This window comes from Thalassospira sp. ABD4_177 (assembly GCF_056160125.1).
Genome location: NZ_JBSWWO010000002.1, coordinates 362,613 through 380,144, shown reverse-complemented (window position 1 = coordinate 380,144; position 17,532 = coordinate 362,613). Strand labels below are relative to the sequence as shown.

Genomic DNA, 17,532 nt, shown 5'->3' with positions numbered 1-17,532 from the left:
TGTTTCCCGCGTTCCGTTAGGATGGATACTGCGCGGCTATTGCGCAGAAAAAAGGGACCAATTGTGGGATTTTCGGGGAGGCTTGCGCGCAAAACCGCCGCAATTGACCATCCCGTCTCGCAAGGTTTGGAAAAGTTTTTTGAATGCATCGTTGGACGACCACCTGCGCCGGGTTGCCCATGACGATGGTTTGGCGTATGTACGGCGCAACCCAATCTTCGACGGAGATACGGCCCGATGACTGATCGCGTGCTGATTATTGATTTTGGATCCCAGGTCACCCAGCTGATTGCACGTCGCGTGCGCGAAAGCGGTGTCTATAGCGAGATCCATCCTTTTAACAACATCTCGGACGCGTTTCTGGATGAATATGCCCCGAAGGCCGTGATCCTTTCGGGTGGTCCGGCATCGGTCCACTGGGACAAGGCACCCTCGGCACCGGCAAAGGTGTTTGAGCTGGGCATTCCGGTTCTGGGCATTTGCTACGGTCAGCAGACCATGGTCAATCAGCTGGGCGGCAAGGTTTCGACCTCCGATCATCGTGAATTCGGTCGTGCGTTTGTCGATGTGATCGAGGATTGCGAGCTTTTTAAAGGGGTCTGGGCCGAAGGCGCACGCGAGCAGGTCTGGATGAGCCATGGCGACCGTGTTGATGCGCTGCCGGATGGCTTCCGCGTTGTTGGCAAGTCAGACGGGGCGCCGTTTGCCGCCATCGCCAATGACGAGAAGAAATTCTACGCCGTGCAGTTCCACCCGGAAGTGGTTCATACCCCGCATGGCGCGCAGCTTCTCAGGAACTTCACGCATGGTGTTGCCGGATGTTCGGGCGACTGGACCATGCATGCCTACAAGGACGATGCGATCGACAAAATCCGCAAGCAGGTCGGTGATGGCAAGGTCATCTGCGGTCTGTCGGGCGGTGTTGATAGCTCTGTCACCGCGGTTCTGATCCACGAAGCCATTGGCGATCAGCTTACCTGTGTGTTTGTCGATCATGGTTTCATGCGTGCGGGCGAAGCCGATCAGGTCGTCTCGCTGTTCCGTGACCACTACAACATTCCGCTGGTGCATGTGGATGCCTCGGAAACCTTCATCGGCGCGATCGAAGGTGAAATAGACCCTGAAGTTAAACGCAAAACCATCGGCCGTCTCTTCATTGAAGTATTCGAAGAAGAAGCCAAGAAAATCGGTGGTGCCGACTTCCTGGCACAGGGAACGCTCTATCCCGACGTGATTGAAAGTGTGTCCTTCACCGGCGGCCCGTCGGTCACGATCAAGTCGCACCACAACGTTGGTGGTCTTCCGGAACGCATGAACATGAAGCTGGTCGAACCGCTTCGTGAACTGTTCAAGGATGAAGTCCGTGATTTGGGCCGTGAACTGGGCCTGCCTGACAGCTTTGTCGGCCGTCACCCGTTCCCTGGTCCGGGCCTTGCCATCCGTATTCCGGGCCAGCCGATCACGCGTGACAAGCTTGATGTACTGCGCAAGGCAGACGCGATCTATCTCGAAGAAATCCGCAATGCCGGCCTTTATGACGCCATCTGGCAGGCTTTCGCCGTGCTGTTGCCAGTCCGCACCGTCGGCGTCATGGGCGATGGCCGGACTTATGATTACGCCTGTGCATTGCGCGCGGTAACCTCAACCGACGGCATGACGGCAGACTTCTTCCCGTTCCCGCCAGAACTGCTCGGCCGCATCGCCAACCGCATCATCAACGAAGTCAACGGCATCAACCGTGTCACCTACGACTTCACCTCGAAACCCCCGGGGACGATTGAGTGGGAATAAGTTTTCTGATAACTGAAAAAGAATACAGCCCAACTTGTCTTTCTTGCCGTTTGTTCATTTGACTACGAGTTGGTCTAAAGGTTTGGGGCTGCTGGTGGGCAGAATCGAATGTTTGGCATGAGAATCGAATTGGTGAATTCCCAACCCGAGAATTTTTCTTCCGCGCTGCAAATACCCAATGGATAGTTAGTAAGTACATAACGAAAATTAGCACCATTTTCGAAATGAGTAACCATGTGGTTTAGAGCAGTATTTATTTGTGTTTACGTAAGGTTTTACTTGTGGGGAGTTTGGTGATGAAAAGTTTTTTAAAAGGAACAGTGTTTTTTCCCACTTTGAAGGCATTGGCTTGGGATCTGACGAAACTTAGAGCCAGACTTCAAACTAAAAAGATGTCAAAAGCATATCTAAAAATGAACAATACATTCCCCAAAAAACTACATTTTGGTTGTGGGGCTAAGAGGGTAGATGGATGGTTGAATGTTGATATCGTTAATTCCGACATTAATGTTGATTTTTCAAGAGGGGTGTTCCCTTTACCGACGGGGCATTTTGAAAGTATCGTATCCCAGCATGTTATTGAACATTTGGATTTGACAAGGGAGTTGATCCCAGTTCTCAGAGAATTTTATCGTATTACCGAAGAACGTGGAGTCATCTATTTAAGCTGTCCATGCATCAAGAAAATATGCGAAGCATACATATCTGATGGGGCTGAATCCCTTGTTAAAGCAAGGCAATCCCGATATCCCAAGTACAGCTTGAATGGATACCCAAGTGTTCAGATGATTAACGAGCTGTTCCATCAAGATGGTGAGCATAAGAATTTATTTGATTTCAATTTGTTATCCTACACCCTAAAAAAAAGCGGGTTTGCCAACGTGGAAGAAGTTCGAGAGAAAGACTTGTTGGACCGCTTTCCTGAGTTCCCTCGCCGAAATGATGATGAGCAAACCCTCTATGTGCGGGCGTCTAAAGTGTAAAAGGAATTTTCGATAGAATCTGTGTTGCCGAATATTAATTGTATTGCTGGCGCAATATTATCATCAAGATAATTCGTTGTGCCATTCATTTGGCACATGATGATTTTATAAAAATCGTCTAGGTGCATTTAGTAGAATAAATTTTTCAATAGCGGAGGCAACAAGAGGTGCTCAGCGTCAACGAACTTTTCGATATATTTTTATCCCACATGTCGCCATCGTTTTAGATGATTATGAATTAAATGATTCATTAAAAGTCTCTGTTTGTATTTGTACTGATACGGGAGTGGCGCCAAGAAAAAACAAGGTTGCTCCCATAATTCCATCTAGCCTCGTAAAGCTCGGAGTTGGGCCGGGTTACATAGTGATAGGCTAAGATGTTTTCTGGTGTTTGAGCCACTTTGCCAGTTCGATGCTCTAAGCGGTAAACCCGCCGTTAACGTCCATGACCGTTCCAGTGATGAAGCCAGCGTCAGGTCCGGCAAGAAACAGGATAGCTGCGGAAACTTCCTCTAGTGTTGCAAAACGCGGGATCGCGTGGCTGTCCATAATGATCGGGGGAAGATTGTCTTTTGATCCGGACGCCATGTCTGTGTCCATTATGCCCGCTTGGACGACATTCACCGTGATGTTTCGTCGTCCAAGGTCACGGGCTGCCCCTTTGGAATAGGCAACCACCGCTGCCTTGGTTGCTGCGTAATCTGTTGTGCCTGGAAATGCGATCCGCGTTCCCAAGCCTGAACCGACTGAAATGATACGCCCACCGTCGGGCATGACGTTGGCGGCAGCGCGAATGTTTGCAATGACACCAAGGGTGTTTATTGACCATTGGCGGTCCATCGCCGAATTGTCGATTTCGGGATCATCAATGGTCTTGCCTTGCCATGCTACCGCAGCGTTGTTGATCAGGATGTCCAGCTTGCCAAAACTTTCGACAACTTGATGGATTAACGGTTCGGAAGCTGATGGATCGCCCTGATCGACTTTGAATGCATAAGCACGTGCCCCCTTCGATTTGAGGTTTTCGATAACGGCTTTGGCCTTCTCGTCATGCGTTGCGTAACTGATTGCGACATCGGCACCTGCATCTGCCAATGCGGCTGCTGTTGTTGCGCCAAGCCCGCGCGATCCGCCGGTTACAAGGACGGATTTTCCAGAAAGAGGTTTGTTCATTGGAGGCTCCTTAAGGTTATGTGCTGCCTGATGACTGAGCTGGGTGCTGTCACTGCCGCGCATAATTGCAATGGTCTACGTTGTGGATGGAGTGGTGCGACTGAGCGAAGGGCGTTTTCGCAACTACTTCGCTTTAGTCCGCGCCAAAAGTTCAAGGGCGCTTAAGGGGCCACCAAGTTCCATTTGGCGGCCTGCGGTCGCTAATGATCCAAGTGTCACGGGGCGGAGTTTAAGCTCCGTGATCAGTGAGGCGACCGTGGAGATGGCAGCTTCATCATCACCGGCAACGAAAAGGACACGTTGCATGTTGGCCGGGGCGGGCGCGAACATGATGTTAAGAGGAAGGGTATTGAATGCCTTCACAATGCTTGCATGTGGAGCAAGCTTGGCAATGATCTCGCTGCCAGACGCACCTTTGAGATCGTCAATTTTGGCGTTGGGCGGGTAAGTCAGAAATATGTTCGTGGTATCGACAAGAATTCGGGCCTTCTTTGGTGTCTCGGTTTCGAGCAGATCCTTGACCCCTGTCCAGGGAATAGACAGGAAAACCACGTCGCATGCCATGGCATCAGAGGTTTCTGAGGGGGTGATTGAGGTGCCAGAACCTTCAAGGCTGCTTGCGACAGCGTCTTTTCCCCGGCTGTTTGCGAGAAGCACCTGATATCCCAGTTTGGCAAATTCTGTGGCAAGTGTTTTTCCGACCATGCCGGTACCGATAACTCCGATCTTCATTGTCCATCTCCTTGATATGCGATGTCGATGTTCCGAATGACAGCAGGGCTCATTTGGGCCGGCATACGGGGTGAATGGGCGTCCAAGCACTTGTTTTTGCGGTGATCACCATGCAGATTTAAATTTAATACCGATCAGTATGATATCGATCGGTATCTTATCTGGACATCCGGAGTCAAGTTTTTTATACTGATCGGTATTAAAAGGAGGGTTGATGGGACGACATCGTGAATTTGACGTTGAGCAGGTGCTTAATGCTGCTTTGAACGTGTTTTGGGAAAAGGGCTACGAAGGTACCTCCCTTGAGGACCTTACGCGGGCGACAGGTGTTGCACGTCCGGGGCTTTATTCGGTTTTTGGTAATAAGGAAGCGCTTTTCCTTAAGGCGTTGGACAGCTATCAAGCCAAGTATATGACATTCATGCAGACTGCGTTGGAGGAGCCGACGTCATATGCTGTGGTCGAAGCGATCCTGAAGGGATCATTAGATCTTCAGACCCGAAATGATGTCGCGCGCGGTTGTCTTGGAGTAAATGGGGCCTTGGCATGCTCAAGCAGCGCCGAGCCCATTCGACTGGAGCTGGTGCGTCGTCGAACTGCAAGCGAGCAGGCACTATGTGATCGTCTGGAACGCGCACGACGAGAAGGCGACCTTCCTGCAGCATCGGACCCTGCAGTGTTGGCAAATTACGTTATGACGGTAAGCCAAGGCATGGCGGTGCAGGCAAAAGCCTTTGCGACCAAAGAAGTTCAGAATGCTGTCATTAAGCATGTGCTCGCGACATGGCCTGCCGCAGAGAAGGAGTAAAAACAAGACACCAGTTCTGCTGGTGTATGTGCTGAGGAATTGCGATAGGAGTGGTGGGGCTCAAGGGCTCTCAGAGCCGCAATCCCCCGTCGCGTTACACGCGTTTGACAATGCCTGTTGAACGCTGCGCTGCCAGTTGAAGGTCAGGCAGGAAGTCAGCGACAGGATTGCGACGAACGTAATGATCACGCGAAGGGGGCGCATGGCTTGTGCCTTACTTGTTGGCGCGAAGGGCCGGGAGGCCGACGCCGGTGGTCTCGAACCCGCCATCGGCCGCGACGATCTGACCGGTGACGAAGCTTGCCTTTTCCGAGCACAGGAAGTGAATGACTTCGGCGATCTCGTTTTCCGTGCCGTAACGGCCCAGGGGCATGGCGTCGAGGTAGGCCGAGATGATTTCCGGCGAATGCACCGCCATTGCCAGTTTGGTTTTGACCGGGCCGGGGCAAACGCAATTGGCGCGGATGCCATACTCACCAAGTTCGGCAGCCTGCTGCTTGGTCATGTGAATGACCGCCGCCTTTGATGTGCCATAAGCCACGCGCAGCGTCGATGCCCGAAGGCCCGAGATCGAGCCGATATTGACAATCGCACCCTTGGTTTCCTTGAGCGCGGGGATGGTCGCCTGCGAGACGAGAAACACACCATCAAGGTTGGTTTCCATAATCCGGCGCCAGGCAGCAAAGCTGGTATCCTCGACCGGCAGGAAGTCGGCAACACCGGCATTGTTCACCACAGCATCAAGCCGCCCGAAGGCCGATAGGACCGCATCGACCATCTGGTCAACCTGTGCGGTGTCCGAGACATCATATTCAAAGGCCGAGGCCGCATCCGAAACAGTTTTTGACGCAGCATTCAGTTCCGGCCCGTCGCGATCGATCATGGCGACTTTCCAGCCCTGATCGATAAACAGTTTGGTGGTGGCAAGTCCGATACCGCGTGCAGCACCTGTGACCAATGCGACTTTCTGCGTCATTGAATGACTTCCTTTCTCGAAGCGTTTTCCCTGTTGGTGCGGGCTTGTGCCCGCTGATGTTGCGCGTGTTTGTCATCGCGCCTGTTCTTGATCTTCATATAGGCAAATCAGATTGCCAGCGGCAAGGACTCTATGGTCGATGCTGTCGGGGCGGCGTGCTGCATATGTGATTTCAACCGTATTTCTTTGCTGCCACGTCAAAAACGTTAGTTGGGGAACAAGGGCTGGTTCCCGGAAAGCCGCGATGCGGAGGGTCGAAATCAACCGTACATGAAAAAATAAGTAAAATTTTCATGGACGGATTGTGAAAAATACGACACAAATTTCACGAAGCTTGATGCCAAGCTGCAAGACCTGTTGAGGAAAGTCATGTCGAACGCTGCCAAACTCGGTCAGGACATTCGTGCCCTGCGAAACGCCCGGAAGATGACGCTTGATAAGATGTCGCAGCAGTTGGGACGATCTGTTGGCTGGTTGTCTCAGATTGAGCGGGGTCTTTCTGTAGCGACGATGGAAGATCTGCGCGAGATCGCCGCGCTGTTTGATGTGCCGTTGTCGCTGTTTTTTGGCACCACAGAAGCCCCTGAAAATGAGCAGGGGCGTGTTGTGCGCGCTGCCGCCAGACGTCAGATCGGTGCGTATGACAGCGGGTTGGTTGAAACCCTGATTTCGCCCGATCTGACCGACGATTTCGAAGTGATCCACTCCACCTTCAAACCCGGGGCAGAGATCACCGAAAGCATCAAACGTCCAACCACCGAGGTCGTCTATCTGATCTCGGGCAAGCTCGATCTATGGATCGAGGATGAGATGTACACGATTTCCACCGGTGACAGTTTCCGCATTCGTGGTGAGAGCTATCGCTGGTCCAATCCCTATGACATCCCGGCGGTTGCGCTGTGGATTATTTCTCCGCCTGTGTATTGAGGTTTACCAATGTCTGTTCCTGATAAAGCGCGTGTGGTCATTATCGGCGGTGGTGTGATTGGCTGTTCGGTGGCCTATCACCTGACCAAGCTGGGTTGGAAAGATGTTGTCTTGCTTGAGCGCAAGGAACTGACATCTGGCACCACCTGGCATGCGGCCGGCCTGATCGCCCAGTTGCGCGCGACCGCCAATATGACCCGTCTCGCCAAATACTCCCAGGAGCTTTACGGCACGCTTGAAGACGAAACCGGCGTCGCAACCGGTTTCAAACGTGTTGGCGCAATCACGGTGGCCCTGTCTGATGACCGCAAGGAAGAACTGTTCCGGCAGGCCGCCATGGCCCGTGCCTTTGGCGTCGAGATCGAGGAAATCTCCCCCGCCGAGGTCGGAGAATATTACCCGCATGTCAATCTCGATGGGGTGACCGCGGGTGTGTATCTGCCAAAAGACGGGCAGGGCGATCCGGGTAATATCGCATTGTCGCTCGCGCGCGGTGCGACCAAACGTGGTGCGACAATCCAAAGCCGCACCAAGGTCACTGGCATGCGCAAACAGGGATCGCGTATCACCGGTGTTTCATGGCAAACCGAAGATGGCAATCAGGGTGAAATTGCCTGTGATATGGTGGTCAACTGTGCGGGCATGTGGGCGCGTGATGTCGGCAAAATGGCCGGGGTCAATGTGCCGCTGCATGCCTGTGAGCACTATTACATCGTCACCGACAATGTCCCTGATCTCGGCAACTTGCCGGTTCTGCGCGTGCCTGATGAGTGCGCCTATTACAAGGAAGATGCCGGTAAGATCCTTTTGGGGATGTTTGAGCCCAAGGCAAAGCCATGGGGCATGAACGGCATTCCCGACAGTTTCGAATTTGATGAGCTTCCGCCCGATTTCGAGCATTTCGAACCGATCCTTGAAATGGCGATCAACCGGTTGCCGCTTTTGGGACAGACCGGTATTCATACCTTCTTCAATGGCCCGGAAAGCTTTACGCCCGATGACGCTTATCACCTTGGTCTGGCACCAGGTATGGATAATGTCTGGATCGCGGCCGGGTTCAATTCGGTCGGTATTCAATCGGCTGGCGGGGCTGGCATGGCGCTGGCGCAATGGATGGAAGACGGCGAGAAACCGTTTGATTTGGGTGATGTCGATATCGCCCGCATGCAGCCATTTCAGGGTAACAAGACCTATTTGACGGACCGCGTTTCGGAAACACTGGGCTTGCTCTATGCCGATCATTATCCATTCCGGCAAAAGGCGACGTCACGCGGTATTCGTCGCTCGCCGCTGCATGAGCATCTGGCAAAGAACGGAGCTGTATTTGGCGAGTTCGCGGGGTGGGAGCGTGCGAACTGGTTTGCGAACCAGGGGCAGAAACCGGAATATGAATATAGCTGGAAACGCCCCAACTGGTTTGACAATGCCAAGGCAGAGCATCTGTCGATCCGAACTGGCGTTGGCCTTTATGATATGTCATCGTTTGGAAAAATCCGCGTCGAAGGCCCGGATGCGACGGCCTTCCTCAACCATGTTAGCGGTGGCGAGATGGACGTGGCGGTTGGCAAGATCGTCTATACCCAGTTTCTGAATTCGCGGGGCGGGGTTGAGGCCGATGTGACCATCACCCGCCTGTCGGAGCTGGTGTATCTTGTCGTCACCCCGGCCGCCACACGGCTCGCCGATGAAACATGGATGCGCCGCCATATTGGCGATCATGTGGTTGTCATTACCGATGTCACAGCGGGCGAAGCTGTGCTTGCTGTTATGGGACCGAAATCACGTGATCTGCTCTCCACAGTCTCGCCCAACGATTTCTCAAACGCGGCCAACCCGTTTGGCACGGCACAGGAAATTGAAATCGGCATGGGGATCGCGCGTGCCCACCGGGTTTCCTATGTCGGGGAACTGGGTTGGGAGATTTATGTCAATACCGACATGGCGGCCCATGTGTTCGAAGCGTTGCTGGCAGCGGGTGAAAACCATGAACTGAAACTCTGTGGTTTGCACATGATGGATGGTTGCCGGATCGAGAAGGGCTTCCGCCATTTCGGACATGACATCACCTGCGAGGATCATGTGCTTGAGGCCGGACTTGGTTTTGCGGTTAAAACCGACAAACCGGATTTTATTGGCCGGGATGCGGTTCTTGCCAAACGTGAAAGCGGTCTGAAACGTCGCATGGTGCAGTTCCTCCTGAGCGATCCGGAGCCGCTTTTGTTCCATAACGAACCGATCCTGCGCGATGGCAAGATTGTCGGTCACCTGACATCGGGCGCCTATGGTCATCATCTCGGTGCGGCTGTCGGGATGGGGTATATTGGATGCGAGGGCGAGACGGCCAACGACATTCTGGCATCAAACTATAGCATCGATGTCGCCGGAACAGTGGTGAGTGCCCAAGCATCCCTGCGTCCGTTATACGACCCATCCGGGGAGCGGATGAAGGTTTAGAAGCGGACGCGTCTTCGGGACTTGTTGTGCTCGGCTTATATGTCTGAGCCGAGCACTAATCTGGTTGAAACTCCAAAAGGTCGCCCGGTTGGCATTCGAGTTCCGTGCAGATGGCAGAGAGCGTTTCAAATCGCACGCCACGCACTTTGCCGGATTTCAGCAGTGACAGGTTTTGTTCACTGATTCCGATCCGGGCGGCGAGCTCTTTGGATTTCATCTTGCGGGTGGCCAGCATGACATCCAGTCGGACAATGATGGCCATCAGACGAAGCTCCGGTTTTCGTCATCAATCCGTGCTGCTTCGCCCAGTACCCAGGCAATCACAAGAATCAGTCCGCCAAGAAATAGTGTGCTGGCCTCGGCATTGCTAAGTCCGATGGCGAGAATTCGTTCACCTGCCGGGTGGTGGAAGGTTGCAAAAACCGAGGTTGCCGCACCTGTCAGCGGTTTGATCAGGGTTTGCGCCATAAGAGCGATCCCAAACGCCTTGAGGTGACGAATGGGTTCTGTCTGGAAAATGGCGTTATGTGCAAAGGCGCCAAACATCTTGCGCAAGCGATAGATCCCATAGGCCAAAACAAGTGACGGGATCATCATTACCGACATGGTTGCATATTTCTGCCAACCAGACAGAGCCTGGAGATCGGCAAGGCTGACGGTCATCTGACTGGCGCTGGTTTCAACCCAACCCGGCGCGTACCAGATAAGTGGCACGACAAGGATCTGAAAAATGATGGCAATCGCGCAGACCCAGTAAAGAAGCGTGCTGATGGTGCGCACTTTCTGAAGTGTATCAACTGCTTGGGTTGGGGGCATCTGTGGGGCTCCTGAATACTGAATTAAAAATCACGTTACGTAATTAATGTAAAACATGAATAAATTATCAAAATGAGTCAATTGCATTTGTTTCAGGCCTGTCCAAAGCGGTGGCGATCTGCGCGCATTTTCACGTGCCTCTTGCCTTGTGCAGGCGGGCGTGGAAAATAGTCCCCATGTCAGAAAGCAAAACAAAATCCCGCACGCCCGTTGCTGCCACCGGACCTGATGATTGTCAGGAATGTGACACTGCTGCCCGACTTGGTCTGAGTTCTGAGCAGGGCGAAGCCGTTACCCGTGATGCGTCAAGGGCAACAGGGCAGAACCTGTCTTTGCCGGATATCGAAGCGGCCGCAAAGATATTTGCGCTACTGGGCGATGCCGGGCGGTTGCAGCTTGTCTTGCGCTGCATGGAAAAGCCCCAAACGGTTTCCGAACTGGCAGAGGCGACGAATATGTCGCAATCGCTTTGCAGCCATCATCTCCGTCATCTGCGCGATCAGCGCATCCTGGCGTCCGAGCGGCGGGGGCGGCATATCCTATATCAAATCGATGATGACCATATTTCACATGTCGTGCGCGATACCTTCGCACATGTGACACACGACTGATTGAAGTCAGGATACCTCTCGTCCTGCTACATAATTTAAAACAAGGGTGTACGGGAACAATGAGCAAGAACCAATTGATGTCGCCTGTTTTCGTCGGAGGAACCGGCAGAAGCGGCACCTCGCTGATGGGGGATCTGATCGGGTCGCACCCTGCGTTTCATCTACCTGCTCACGAGAACAAGCTGATCTCAGAGCGTGCTGGCTTGCGAGATCTCGTCCGCGACTTGTCCGGAATTCCAGATTTACTGCGCCGCCATTTCGCGATCCTGCATTTTTACGCTAGAGCACAGAAAGTAAGGCAGTTCGCTTTTCGCGAAGAGACCTTGAACGAACAAGTGCGAACGCAAATGAACCTACAGGGCGCACCATTTCAGGAAGCGTTTGAGTATGTCCAGAGACAAAACCCGCAGGCGAACGGGTCCATACATGCTATCGGGCATGGCTTCGGGCTTGCCAATTTTGATAAGTGTGTGAATGAGCTTGTCAAAAAACTGACTGTGCATATCGATCAGAATGGTATTGTCGATACCGACGGATTGCTACGGCCCTTTTTTGTCACCAGACAGTTCGAACGTTCAGAAATGGTGGATATTGCACGGGATTTCCTTTGCGATCTCTATGGCGCCAAATCGCAATTGCGGTGGGTTGATGACACGCCGTCGAACTCTCTTGCTGTGGATTTTCTTGCAGAGCTCTTCCCCGACATGCGGTTTGTGAACATGATCCGATCGCCAGCGGATACAATTAGTTCCTATGTCAAACAGGTCTGGTTTCCTTCCGATATGAAATTGGCAGAGCAATATATCTGCTCGAATTTGCTGGCAGCTGAAAAGCTGATGGCAGGTTTACCTGAGCATTTGACCCTGACGGTCCGTATGGAGGACCTTGTCGAGCAACCTGAGAGGACTTTGGGAGTGCTTGCCGAATTTCTAAGTGTTCCCAATGAGTTCAGCCAGCAACTGGTTAAAAGTGATGCGGCGCATATTGGCCGTTCAGAAAGTGATCCTGAAATCCAGGCGGTACTGTCAGATGATCTGAAGGCGTGGATGATATGCCACGGCTATACCTGATAATCTCGGTTTATGAAGTATGCAGCAAGGACATTCAAATGTTCGTTTGAATGTCCTTGACAGGAAGCTATCTGCAAAATACGTTCGCCTTAACATGTGGGTGGAAATTTGATTGTTTGGGTGATGGATGTCTTTCATCGCGAAATGGACGGACCTGCCGACTGTCGGTTCCTGTACACATTGCCGGGAGGCGGTTCTTGATGCGCTGACGCAGGCGATGCCGCATCAAAGCTTTTCTGATGACGGGCAGGGGATTTCGACCCCGACCCAGCTTGCCGATGATGACAACGCCACCCTTCAGAAAATTCTCAAGGATCAGGAAACGGGCATTGTCCATTACCAATGGCATGTCTCGGGCATGGATTGCGGATCTTGCGTCGCAAAGATCGAAACGGCGCTGGGCCGCATGGATGGTGTTGCCTGTGTTGATGTCTCCATGATGCGCGAAGGCGTCACTCTGGGCTTCACCGCTGATAAGGCAGATCAAAGCCAATCCGTCTCCCCGACGCTTGGCAAGCTTGGCTATCCTGCAGAACAGAAAGGCACGGCCACCAGGGATGATGGTGCAAAGGCATCCTGCGGCACGTCCTGCTGTGGTGGGGCAGCCGCGAGTGATACGGGTGAGGCAGATGCGGTGTCGCCGCCCCAAAGCCTGTTGCGTCGCATCACTCCGTGGTCTGCAGATAATGACGAAATTGCCTTTGCCGCCATTTGCCTTGCGTTGGGTGGGGTAATTGGCGCGATCTTCCCGGCAGCGGTGCCGTATGCGATGTCCGTCGCCTCCCTGCTGGCGGCCATGCCGGTGATGAAAAAGGCCATTCGGCTTGCGCAAAGTGGGGCGATCTTTTCGATCGAGCTTTTGATGTCAGTGGCTGTCATCGGTGCCGTAGCCATTGGCGAAAGCCTTGAGGCCGGAATGGTCGTGTTGCTGTTTGCCATTGGTGAACGCCTTGAAGGTGTCGCGGCGGGCCGGGCGCGAAGCGGGGTCAAGGCGCTCATGAAGCTTGCCCCGGAAACCGCCCGGCGGGTGTCGGACGCCGGGATTGAGACCGTCTCCCCCAAGCAGCTGGCAATCGGCGATGTCATCGAAGTCCGCCCGGGTGAGCGCGTGCCATCCGATGGTGTGATTGAAACCGGTGCGGCCGAGATCGATAACAGCCACCTTACAGGTGAGTCTGTTCCGGTCTATAGCGACGTTGGCGCCGAAGTGTTTGCCGGGGCCATCGTAACCGACAGTCCGGTACGCATTTCCGTCACCCGGGCGGCCGGGCATACGATGCTGGACCGCGTAATCGAACTGGTTGAGCAAAGCGAGAAGCACAAGGCCCCTGTCGAGCGCTTTGTTGCCAAGTTCGCCCGCATCTATACCCCCATCATCATGGGCCTCGCCCTGGCAACGGTCGTGATCCCGCCCGTGTTGTTCGGACAGGGCTGGGAAGAGTGGATCTATCGTGGTCTAGCCCTGCTTCTGATCGGCTGCCCCTGTGCGTTGGTGATCTCCACCCCGGCGGCCGTGACCTCGGCCCTGGCCCGGGCAACCAAGATTGGCCTTCTGGTCAAGGGCGGTGCTGGTCTGGAGCTGATCGGAGCGGTGCGCACCATGGCGTTTGACAAGACCGGGACGCTGACCGAAGGCAAACCGAAACTAAGTGCGATCAAGGCCGCAGAGGGCTATGGCGAAAACGGCATTCTGACGATTGCCGCCGCCCTTGAGGCCGTCACATCCCATCCCTTGGCGCGCGCAGTTGTCACCGCCGCAGAAAACCGAAACCTTGACCTTCCGGTCGTCGAGCAGGCCCGAACCATTGCCGGAGCCGGTGTTGAAGGGCGCATTGATGGTGCTTTGTATCAGGTCGGTGCTGCCAAACGGCTCAGTGGTATGCCGGGCGGCGAAATGGGCGATTGGCTTAGTGCTCAGGAACAAGATGGCAGTACGGCTGTTGTCGTTCTGAAAGACGGGCAGGTGATCGGGGCGCTCAGCTTACGTGATGTGGCGCGTGGCGATGCAAAACAGGCTTTGGCAGCGCTCAACAAACTTAACATCACCCCGGTGATGCTGACCGGTGATGCCGACCGTGTTGCAAAGCGGATGGCTGCAGAGCTTGGCATGGAATACCGCGCCGAACTGATGCCCGAGGACAAATTGAACGCGCTCGCTGCCCTTCGTGATGATCCCACGCGTTCCGGTCCGGTGGCGATGGTCGGTGATGGCATCAACGATGCCCCGGCGCTGAAATCCGCCGATGTCGGGATTGCGATTGGCGGTGGCACGGACATCGCGCTTGAGGCTGCTGATGCGGTCGCGGTCAAGGCCTGGCTGGGGGATGTGGTTAACCTGGTGAAGCTCTCACGCAGTGCGCGCCGCGTCATCCGCGAAAACATCGCCATTGCACTTGGGCTCAAGGTGGTCTTCCTCGTCACATCCATCACCGGCCTGACCGGGTTATGGTTGGCCGTTCTGGCCGATACCGGCGCAACCGTGCTGGTGACGATCAATAGCCTGCGCTTGTTGGTCGCACTTCGAAAAGAAAAATGATTTGACCGGAAAAAGAGAAAGCGGCGGTTATCGTTTCCCGCATCGATAACCACCGCTTTTCCACCTTGAGAGACCTACGGGGAGAGAGGACCCGTAGGCGAGAGACAAGCCGTTTTGGGGACAAATGCGAATGGGTTGCATTCGCGGGCTGTGTCGAGAACCGTTATAGGTGAGCTCCAAATGTAGCGCAAGTGAAAATCGTTCTCATTTGCGTAAAATTTTTGGTTGAGTATTCGGTGATGTAAATATCCCGACAAGAACAGTCGGTTAAGGGGCGGTTTTCTGCGGTTTTCAGCGCGGTTAAACAACAAACCCGCACGGTTTGTGCGGGTTTTGAATGTCTTGCCGATTGCCATGATCAGGCCTGAATACGTCGCAAATGGTTGTCCCAATGCAGCGATTTGTGCGAATCGTCGGGCAGTTCGACCCGTTTTCGGCGAATCGCATCCATCCGCCAGCCATTGCCAAGGCCGCTGGTGCCGACAAATTCCCCAGGTTGATTCGTTGCGGCAAGGCCACAGCCATCCGGGGCGGCGATATGGGTCAGGAAGTCATTGGTTTGCGCATCCCAAAATGTCACAAGCCCACCCCGCGGGCATGAAATGCCAAATACCTGTCCCGATGCATCAAAGCGCACCGATCCGCAATATTGCCGCATGCGGTATTGAACCGTATCCGGCGCCTCGATCGGGCGAATTTCCGACCCTGGTTGCCAGATACCGACAAGTGGCACCTGATCGGTTAGGTCGCCCTGATACTGGAAGCCGGCGGCAATCGTGCCGTTGGCGGCAACATCAAGATGGCGGATCGAAAGTTTGTGCCAATCCTGTTTGAGGGCTGCCTGATGGACAAGCTTGCCCGTACGCCGTTCAATGATCGACAGGTTCGGTTCCATCGAGCTGATATTAAGTGGGGTTCGCCCATCCTGATCCGGGTGGGTATGAAGCCCGCCATTGGCAACCACCAGATGCTCGCCATCCGGCATAAGATGCAGTTCATGCGGCCCGGTGCCAAAGCTGTCAAACTCCGCCACCCGACGATAGCCATCCTCGGCGTCCCAGACGGACACAACCCCACGGGCATGATCAAAGTCGTTTTCGGTGATGTAAAGATAACGCCCATCATTGGAATAGATGGCATGGCCATAAAACCGGCGGTCTTCGGGGCAGTGCAGTTTGGCGCGGACTTCCCCGGTATGACGATCAAGGATCAGGCCATAAAGCCCCGGACGGCGTTCAACGGCGGCCACATCAACATGATTGGGGCGAAGGCCGATGTCGTGCCCGCGGCCGGGCAGGGCCTGCTCAAACAGAATTTTGCCCGATGCGTTAAACGCGCTGACATAATAGTCGTCATGGGCCCCGGCACTGGCGGAAATGTAAACCGCGCGGTCTTTCGGATTTGGCTGGGTGGCCGCACGGGCAAGGCCGACCTGCAACAGGGTAAAGGCCCCACCAACACCCATAAGCTTCAGGAAGCTGCGACGTTGATATTCCATCTTTGATCTCCTCTCCAGTGTGCTTTAATCGCCATCAAGGGCGTTAAAGCCACCGCCAAGCTGGGTGTTGCCGCCAACATCGTTTTCAACAAGCATGGTCAGGAATTCAATCTGACCTTTGAGGTCGGCGAGCGTGGCATAGCCATCTGACTGATCTAGGACCTCTGCGACCGACAGCGGCAGTTCAGCAACCGTGTCAGCAACCGTCTGCCAATTGAGCTTGAAGGACCGATCGAGAAGACTGTTGTTGATCAATGCCGCCAATCCCTTGCCTTCTTCCCCGACATTGCCCCATGTGCCGTCATAGATCGCAAACAGACCAATCAGGTTATGTTCGATATTGCGAAGCGACCGTTCCGCAAGCGGGCTTTCGGCACGGCTGGCACGGGCATCGTCGGCATTTTCGCCAAGCGGGCGGGCAAGCTTCTGGGTCGAGATGATCAAAAGCCCTTCATGCAGGGCACGGTACAGATCGGTCGAGGCGAACTTCGCGCTGGGATAATCCATGCTGTCGGGCCCGGCATTTTCCATCGCGGAGGCAAAGGCGGGCCACTCGGCCTGCAATTCAGCCGACAGGGTGCCAAGGTTTGTGGCAATGGCGGTGCCGTACTGGCACAGGAACACGCCGTCTTCATCGGCCGCAATCATCTGATCACCATGATCATCGGCAAACAGCACTTCTTCAAGGGCCGGGAAACCCTGAAGGGCGGCACTGGCACCGGCAAGTTTTTCGGGATCGGTATAGGCGGCGGGTTTGTCAAACATCAGCTTGCGAAACTGCCGTGCGGCCGTGCCATGTTTGTCCGGCCAGTATTCGATATGCTGATCGCGGCCATTGGCGACCAGCGGTCCCATGCGCCAGGGCTGGATCTCCTGCCAGATATCCATTGCCGTGTGAAAAGCGGTTTGGGTGTCTTCAAGTCCGTCGTCATACGGATCGGCGCAGAAATCCTTGAATTCGTCGGTCAGGTCTTCGGTTGCCGCGTGAAATTCATCAAGCTTGGGCGGCATGACCGTGCCCAGCAAATGCGCCAGAACCGGCTGATAGCTTTCATCGGGGATATCTGCCTTGGCAGCGGGGGCGCTTAACCCAACAGCAAGAATGGTCGTGGTTGAAAGCAACAAGCTGCGCCAGCTGGGTTTGAAGATCATGTGAC

Annotated in this window: 15 protein-coding genes; 8 read left to right on the top strand and 7 right to left on the bottom strand. The window is 54.2% G+C overall.

Translation table 11 applies throughout. The features are described 5' to 3' along the window. Nucleotides 1–237 precede the first annotated feature (237 nt). Both guaA and ACXAF0_RS14540 read left to right on the top strand, forming a co-directional pair. Complete coding sequence (guaA, locus tag ACXAF0_RS14545; protein ID WP_475346575.1) at nucleotides 238–1,791, top strand: glutamine-hydrolyzing GMP synthase; 1,554 nt, start codon at nucleotides 238–240, stop codon at nucleotides 1,789–1,791. A gap of 296 nt (nucleotides 1,792–2,087) precedes the next feature. Next, complete coding sequence (locus ACXAF0_RS14540) at nucleotides 2,088–2,774, top strand: class I SAM-dependent methyltransferase (RefSeq protein WP_475346574.1); 687 nt, start codon at nucleotides 2,088–2,090, stop codon at nucleotides 2,772–2,774. Nucleotides 2,775–3,191: 417 nt separating this feature from the next. On the opposite strand, the gene ACXAF0_RS14535 is transcribed toward ACXAF0_RS14540, so the two are convergent. Together ACXAF0_RS14535 and ACXAF0_RS14530 are read right to left on the bottom strand one after the other, a co-directional pair. Next, on the bottom strand, nucleotides 3,192–3,947 hold the full coding sequence (locus ACXAF0_RS14535; RefSeq protein ID WP_475346573.1) for an SDR family NAD(P)-dependent oxidoreductase: 756 nt from the start codon (nucleotides 3,945–3,947) through the stop codon (nucleotides 3,192–3,194). Between the two features lie 123 nt (nucleotides 3,948–4,070). Continuing rightward, nucleotides 4,071–4,679 carry an NADPH-dependent F420 reductase gene (locus ACXAF0_RS14530; protein ID WP_475346572.1) on the bottom strand — a complete coding sequence of 203 codons (609 nt, stop codon included), beginning with the start codon at nucleotides 4,677–4,679 and terminating at the stop codon, nucleotides 4,071–4,073. 214 nt (nucleotides 4,680–4,893) lie between these two features. Between ACXAF0_RS14530 and ACXAF0_RS14525 the strand changes: the two genes are divergently transcribed. Then, entirely contained in the window at nucleotides 4,894–5,487 is a 594-nt protein-coding gene (locus tag ACXAF0_RS14525; RefSeq protein ID WP_475346571.1) for a TetR/AcrR family transcriptional regulator, read from the top strand. 214 nt (nucleotides 5,488–5,701) lie between these two features. On the opposite strand, the gene ACXAF0_RS14520 is transcribed toward ACXAF0_RS14525, so the two are convergent. Continuing rightward, entirely contained in the window at nucleotides 5,702–6,463 is a 762-nt protein-coding gene (locus ACXAF0_RS14520; protein WP_475346570.1) for an SDR family NAD(P)-dependent oxidoreductase, read from the bottom strand. Nucleotides 6,464–6,832: 369 nt separating this feature from the next. Here ACXAF0_RS14520 and ACXAF0_RS14515 point away from each other — a divergent pair, with 369 nt between their 5' ends. Together ACXAF0_RS14515 and ACXAF0_RS14510 are read left to right on the top strand one after the other, a co-directional pair. Continuing rightward, nucleotides 6,833–7,390 carry a helix-turn-helix domain-containing protein gene (locus tag ACXAF0_RS14515; protein ID WP_475346569.1) on the top strand — a complete coding sequence of 186 codons (558 nt, stop codon included), beginning with the start codon at nucleotides 6,833–6,835 and terminating at the stop codon, nucleotides 7,388–7,390. Between the two features lie 9 nt (nucleotides 7,391–7,399). Next, nucleotides 7,400–9,844: a GcvT family protein gene (locus ACXAF0_RS14510; RefSeq protein WP_475346568.1), complete on the top strand. Its 2,445-nt coding sequence runs from the start codon at nucleotides 7,400–7,402 to the stop codon at nucleotides 9,842–9,844. Between the two features lie 55 nt (nucleotides 9,845–9,899). On the opposite strand, the gene ACXAF0_RS14505 is transcribed toward ACXAF0_RS14510, so the two are convergent. Then, nucleotides 9,900–10,106, bottom strand: coding sequence for a helix-turn-helix domain-containing protein (locus ACXAF0_RS14505; RefSeq protein WP_475346567.1), 207 nt, complete (start codon nucleotides 10,104–10,106; stop codon nucleotides 9,900–9,902). Next, nucleotides 10,106–10,660, bottom strand: coding sequence for a DUF2975 domain-containing protein (locus tag ACXAF0_RS14500; RefSeq protein WP_475346566.1), 555 nt, complete (start codon nucleotides 10,658–10,660; stop codon nucleotides 10,106–10,108). Before ACXAF0_RS14500 ends, ACXAF0_RS14505 begins: the two co-directional genes overlap by 1 nt. Before the next feature lie 176 nt (nucleotides 10,661–10,836). Between ACXAF0_RS14500 and ACXAF0_RS14495 the strand changes: the two genes are divergently transcribed. From ACXAF0_RS14495 to ACXAF0_RS14485, 3 genes are all read left to right on the top strand, one after another. Further along, complete coding sequence (locus tag ACXAF0_RS14495; protein WP_475346565.1) at nucleotides 10,837–11,271, top strand: ArsR/SmtB family transcription factor; 435 nt, start codon at nucleotides 10,837–10,839, stop codon at nucleotides 11,269–11,271. 59 nt (nucleotides 11,272–11,330) lie between these two features. Next, complete coding sequence (locus ACXAF0_RS14490; RefSeq protein ID WP_475346564.1) at nucleotides 11,331–12,341, top strand: sulfotransferase family protein; 1,011 nt, start codon at nucleotides 11,331–11,333, stop codon at nucleotides 12,339–12,341. Between the two features lie 127 nt (nucleotides 12,342–12,468). Further along, a complete protein-coding gene (locus ACXAF0_RS14485; protein ID WP_475346563.1) occupies nucleotides 12,469–14,877 on the top strand; it encodes a heavy metal translocating P-type ATPase in 2,409 nt (802 codons plus the stop codon). Nucleotides 14,878–15,235: 358 nt separating this feature from the next. Here ACXAF0_RS14485 and ACXAF0_RS14480 read toward each other — a convergent pair whose 3' ends face one another. Together ACXAF0_RS14480 and ACXAF0_RS14475 are read right to left on the bottom strand one after the other, a co-directional pair. Continuing rightward, the gene (locus ACXAF0_RS14480; protein WP_475346562.1) at nucleotides 15,236–16,375 is read right to left on the bottom strand and encodes a DUF1513 domain-containing protein; all 1,140 of its coding nucleotides are present in this window, start codon (nucleotides 16,373–16,375) and stop codon (nucleotides 15,236–15,238) included. 24 nt (nucleotides 16,376–16,399) lie between these two features. Next, on the bottom strand, nucleotides 16,400–17,527 hold the full coding sequence (locus ACXAF0_RS14475; RefSeq protein ID WP_475346561.1) for an imelysin family protein: 1,128 nt from the start codon (nucleotides 17,525–17,527) through the stop codon (nucleotides 16,400–16,402). Nucleotides 17,528–17,532 lie beyond the last annotated feature (5 nt).

Excerpts from the sequence above, each read along its gene's own strand:
- guaA (WP_475346575.1), top strand. The coding sequence starts at position 238 with ATGACTGATCGCGTGCTGATTATTGATTTTGGATCCCAGGTCACCCAG.
- ACXAF0_RS14540 (WP_475346574.1), top strand. The coding sequence starts at position 2,088 with ATGAAAAGTTTTTTAAAAGGAACAGTGTTTTTTCCCACTTTGAAGGCA.
- ACXAF0_RS14535 (WP_475346573.1), bottom strand. The coding sequence starts at position 3,947 with ATGAACAAACCTCTTTCTGGAAAATCCGTCCTTGTAACCGGCGGATCG.
- ACXAF0_RS14530 (WP_475346572.1), bottom strand. The coding sequence starts at position 4,679 with ATGAAGATCGGAGTTATCGGTACCGGCATGGTCGGAAAAACACTTGCC.
- ACXAF0_RS14525 (WP_475346571.1), top strand. The coding sequence starts at position 4,894 with ATGGGACGACATCGTGAATTTGACGTTGAGCAGGTGCTTAATGCTGCT.
- ACXAF0_RS14520 (WP_475346570.1), bottom strand. The coding sequence starts at position 6,463 with ATGACGCAGAAAGTCGCATTGGTCACAGGTGCTGCACGCGGTATCGGA.
- ACXAF0_RS14515 (WP_475346569.1), top strand. The coding sequence starts at position 6,833 with ATGTCGAACGCTGCCAAACTCGGTCAGGACATTCGTGCCCTGCGAAAC.
- ACXAF0_RS14510 (WP_475346568.1), top strand. The coding sequence starts at position 7,400 with ATGTCTGTTCCTGATAAAGCGCGTGTGGTCATTATCGGCGGTGGTGTG.
- ACXAF0_RS14505 (WP_475346567.1), bottom strand. The coding sequence starts at position 10,106 with ATGGCCATCATTGTCCGACTGGATGTCATGCTGGCCACCCGCAAGATG.
- ACXAF0_RS14500 (WP_475346566.1), bottom strand. The coding sequence starts at position 10,660 with ATGCCCCCAACCCAAGCAGTTGATACACTTCAGAAAGTGCGCACCATC.
- ACXAF0_RS14495 (WP_475346565.1), top strand. The coding sequence starts at position 10,837 with ATGTCAGAAAGCAAAACAAAATCCCGCACGCCCGTTGCTGCCACCGGA.
- ACXAF0_RS14490 (WP_475346564.1), top strand. The coding sequence starts at position 11,331 with ATGAGCAAGAACCAATTGATGTCGCCTGTTTTCGTCGGAGGAACCGGC.
- ACXAF0_RS14485 (WP_475346563.1), top strand. The coding sequence starts at position 12,469 with ATGTCTTTCATCGCGAAATGGACGGACCTGCCGACTGTCGGTTCCTGT.
- ACXAF0_RS14480 (WP_475346562.1), bottom strand. The coding sequence starts at position 16,375 with ATGGAATATCAACGTCGCAGCTTCCTGAAGCTTATGGGTGTTGGTGGG.
- ACXAF0_RS14475 (WP_475346561.1), bottom strand. The coding sequence starts at position 17,527 with ATGATCTTCAAACCCAGCTGGCGCAGCTTGTTGCTTTCAACCACGACC.